This is a genomic window from Endozoicomonas sp. SESOKO2, assembly GCF_024606245.1.
In the GTDB taxonomy this organism is placed as follows: Bacteria; Pseudomonadota; Gammaproteobacteria; order Pseudomonadales; family Endozoicomonadaceae; genus Endozoicomonas_A.
On sequence record NZ_JAHHPQ010000454.1, the window covers coordinates 1 to 2,720 of the forward strand.

A 2,720-nucleotide genomic window follows, 5' to 3' on the forward strand; every position below is an offset into this window, starting at 1 on the left:
GTGATCATTTTTTTCTCCTTCCAACAGAGAGCTATAGAGCAGGCCTTCATCGGAATCCAGATTGACCACAAAGTGTGACCGGCTGTCTTCTACAGGCTCGAGTTTGCTGTGTGGTGCCCAGAGGCAAAGTGCCTTGAAAATCTGTCGGATTTCCTGGGGTCTCAGCTGGTTGGATCGGGAGCGACTGAGCAATAACGCCCGCTTATACAGATCCGAAAGAGACAATTTCCTGGCTTTGGTGGTGATGGGGTCCTCAAGGCTGAAAGTTTCCAGATTTTGTGTGCGGGCAGCGAAGTATAGCGTGTGCATTTCCAGCCATACCCGCTCGGGAACAGGTCGATAATACTCGCAGGTAAAGAGCAGAATAGAGGCACTCTCAGTCATTGACCGATGCAATGCTGCGGCCAGGGGGCTGGCAGTATCCTGTTGGCTCTGACTGCTTCGGACAACCATCTTGTAGACTTTCAGTAGCCTGAGTAGCAGCTTCAGACAGTTGTTGTACTCTTGTTGCTGAGCATCATTGAAAGTGACGATATTTTTCAGAGTCTGACTCTGACTCTGATGTACCAGAAAATAAACGACGGGCCTGAACTGCTCAACCAAAGACCATTGAAGAGAAGGTTGTACTTTGAGGCGGGTCAGTTCTTCCAGCGCCTGCCCTATTGATTTAAACGACACTGACCTGTCGGTTTTAGGCAGTTCACTGAGCCATTGGTGAACCGCATGCACATCCGTTTGGCTGAACGATAAACTGTTCAGGCTTTGAGACGGGAGCTGCAATGGAATCCTTTCGTTCTGCATGTCCATTGAATCATCCTGATTATCTGCCCGTTAAAAAATCTTTAGCACTATTTCTTATATTAAGATCACAGGCTTAAAGAATCCAGCATGACTGGCGGGCTAATTGATCGGTATCGGGGTTTTGCTGGCCTCTCCTGCTATCTCTCTGACCAACCTGGGGACCAGGTAACCCGGACATTTCTGCATCAGTTCATGAATGAGTATCTTCGCGCTCTCTTCCGTTACGTCAAAGTGAGCAGCACCTTGAACCCGGTCCAGAAGATGCAGGTAATAAGGCAGTACTCCGGCATTAAAGAGGGTGTGACTCAGATCAGCCAGTGACTCAGAGTCATCATTAATACCTTTAAGCAGAACCGTCTGATTAAGTAATATGGCACCCGCTTGTCTTAGCTTTTGCAGTGACTGTTCAACCGGCTCATCGATCTCATTAGCATGGTTGCAATGAATCACCATAACGGGTTTAAGTCTTCCACCACAAAACCAGTGGAGCATTTCCCGGGTGACTCTCTGGGGAATAACAATGGGCAGACGGGTATGGATTCGAAGCGTTTTTAAATGGGGAATATCGGACAGTTCCTCTACTATGCGGGCAAGGCGGCTATCAGAAGAAGCCAGTGGATCTCCGCCGCTCAATATGACCTCATGAATACTATTTTGAGAACGAATGTACTCTACCGCCCGCATCCAGCTGTCTCCGCCCAGCTGATTGTCACCATAAGGGAAATGCCGCCGAAAGCAGAAACGGCAATTTACGGCACAGGCTCCGCTGACAATCAGCAGCAGTCTTCCCTGGTATTTATGAATAATACCCTGGGTCGGGTTCCGGGACTGTTCTGCCAGAGGGTCGAAACTGAAACCACTGACTTCCACACACTCTTCTCCCAGGGGCAGAACCTGCCTGAGTAATGGATCGTACTGGTCACCCCTCTTCATCCGGTCTATATATGGACGTGGAATCCGCATACTGAAAGACTTGTCGCCTTTGATGGCTCCCGGCAGCAGAGTGTGTGGAAGATTCAGCATGTTCAGCAGTACTTCAGGGTCAGTGACTGAATCTCCCAGTACTTTTTTCCAGTTTTCAGGCTGCTCTTCGGGAAGCAGAAGACGGGTTGATAGCTTGTCAGTATGCACACCGCCCTCGTAACGGGTTATCATAGGGGTTTTCATTTTGCTGGTAGTGTCCGATGGCTAGTTATAGTACCAACGAGTTTCGTTCTGGTCTCAAGGTGATGTTGGAAGGTGACCCCTGCGTCATCATTGAGAACGAGTTTGTAAAACCGGGTAAGGGCCAGGCCTTTAACCGGGTTAAGTTCCGCAACCTGATGAGCAATCGTGTCTGGGAACGTACCTTCAAGTCTGGTGAAAGCATCGAAGCGGCAGACGTGATGGACTATGACATGGAGTACCTCTACACCGACGGTGAATTCTGGCATTTCATGATGACCGACGGTTCTTTCGAGCAACACGCTGCCAGTAAGGAAGCCGTGGGCGACACTCTCGATTGGCTCAAAGAGCAGGAAGTATACTCCGTAACCCTATATAACGGATCCCCTCTTTCTGTGTCCGCACCTAACTTTGTAGAACTGGAAGTCATTGAAACCGACCCGGGTCTGAAAGGTGATACCGCCCAGGGGGGCTCCAAACCAGCCAAACTAAGCACTGGTGCTACCGTGAAGGTTCCTCTTTTTATTACCGAAGGTGAAGTTCTGAAAATCGATACCCGTACTGGTGAGTACGTGGGTCGCGTGAAGTAATTGGCCGGTTCCTCCAGCTTCTGGCTGGAGGGTTTTCGTACCTCTCTGTTTTTGTGATTCCTTTCTACTGCGATCCCTCTTTGATTTTGTTACAGCTTTCATTGATTGCCTCTCTGTCGAGGCTAAGATGTGACGCATTTTCACGAATGGAGTATGACTTACATG

At 49.2% G+C, this 2,720-nt stretch carries 3 protein-coding genes; 1 reads left to right on the forward strand and 2 read right to left on the reverse strand.

The window, feature by feature from the left end; translation table 11 throughout:
• Both KDK17_RS10405 and epmB read right to left on the reverse strand, forming a co-directional pair.
• The coding region (locus KDK17_RS10405) for a hypothetical protein (protein WP_257288023.1) at positions 1–807 on the reverse strand (807 nt) is incomplete at its 3' end.
• Positions 808–900: 93 nt separating this feature from the next.
• The gene (gene epmB / locus KDK17_RS10410) at positions 901–1,968 is read right to left on the reverse strand and encodes an EF-P beta-lysylation protein EpmB (RefSeq protein WP_257288024.1); all 1,068 of its coding nucleotides are present in this window, start codon (positions 1,966–1,968) and stop codon (positions 901–903) included.
• 17 nt (positions 1,969–1,985) lie between these two features.
• Between epmB and efp the strand changes: the two genes are divergently transcribed.
• Positions 1,986–2,555 (forward strand): elongation factor P, encoded by a 570-nt coding sequence (efp, locus tag KDK17_RS10415; protein WP_257281826.1) that lies wholly within the window; start codon positions 1,986–1,988, stop codon positions 2,553–2,555.
• The last annotated feature ends 165 nt before the right edge of the window (positions 2,556–2,720 follow it).

Coding starts and splice junctions, on each gene's coding strand:
- epmB (WP_257288024.1), bottom strand. CDS start 1,968: ATGAAAACCCCTATGATAACCCGTTACGAGGGCGGTGTGCATACTGAC.
- efp (WP_257281826.1), top strand. CDS start 1,986: ATGGCTAGTTATAGTACCAACGAGTTTCGTTCTGGTCTCAAGGTGATG.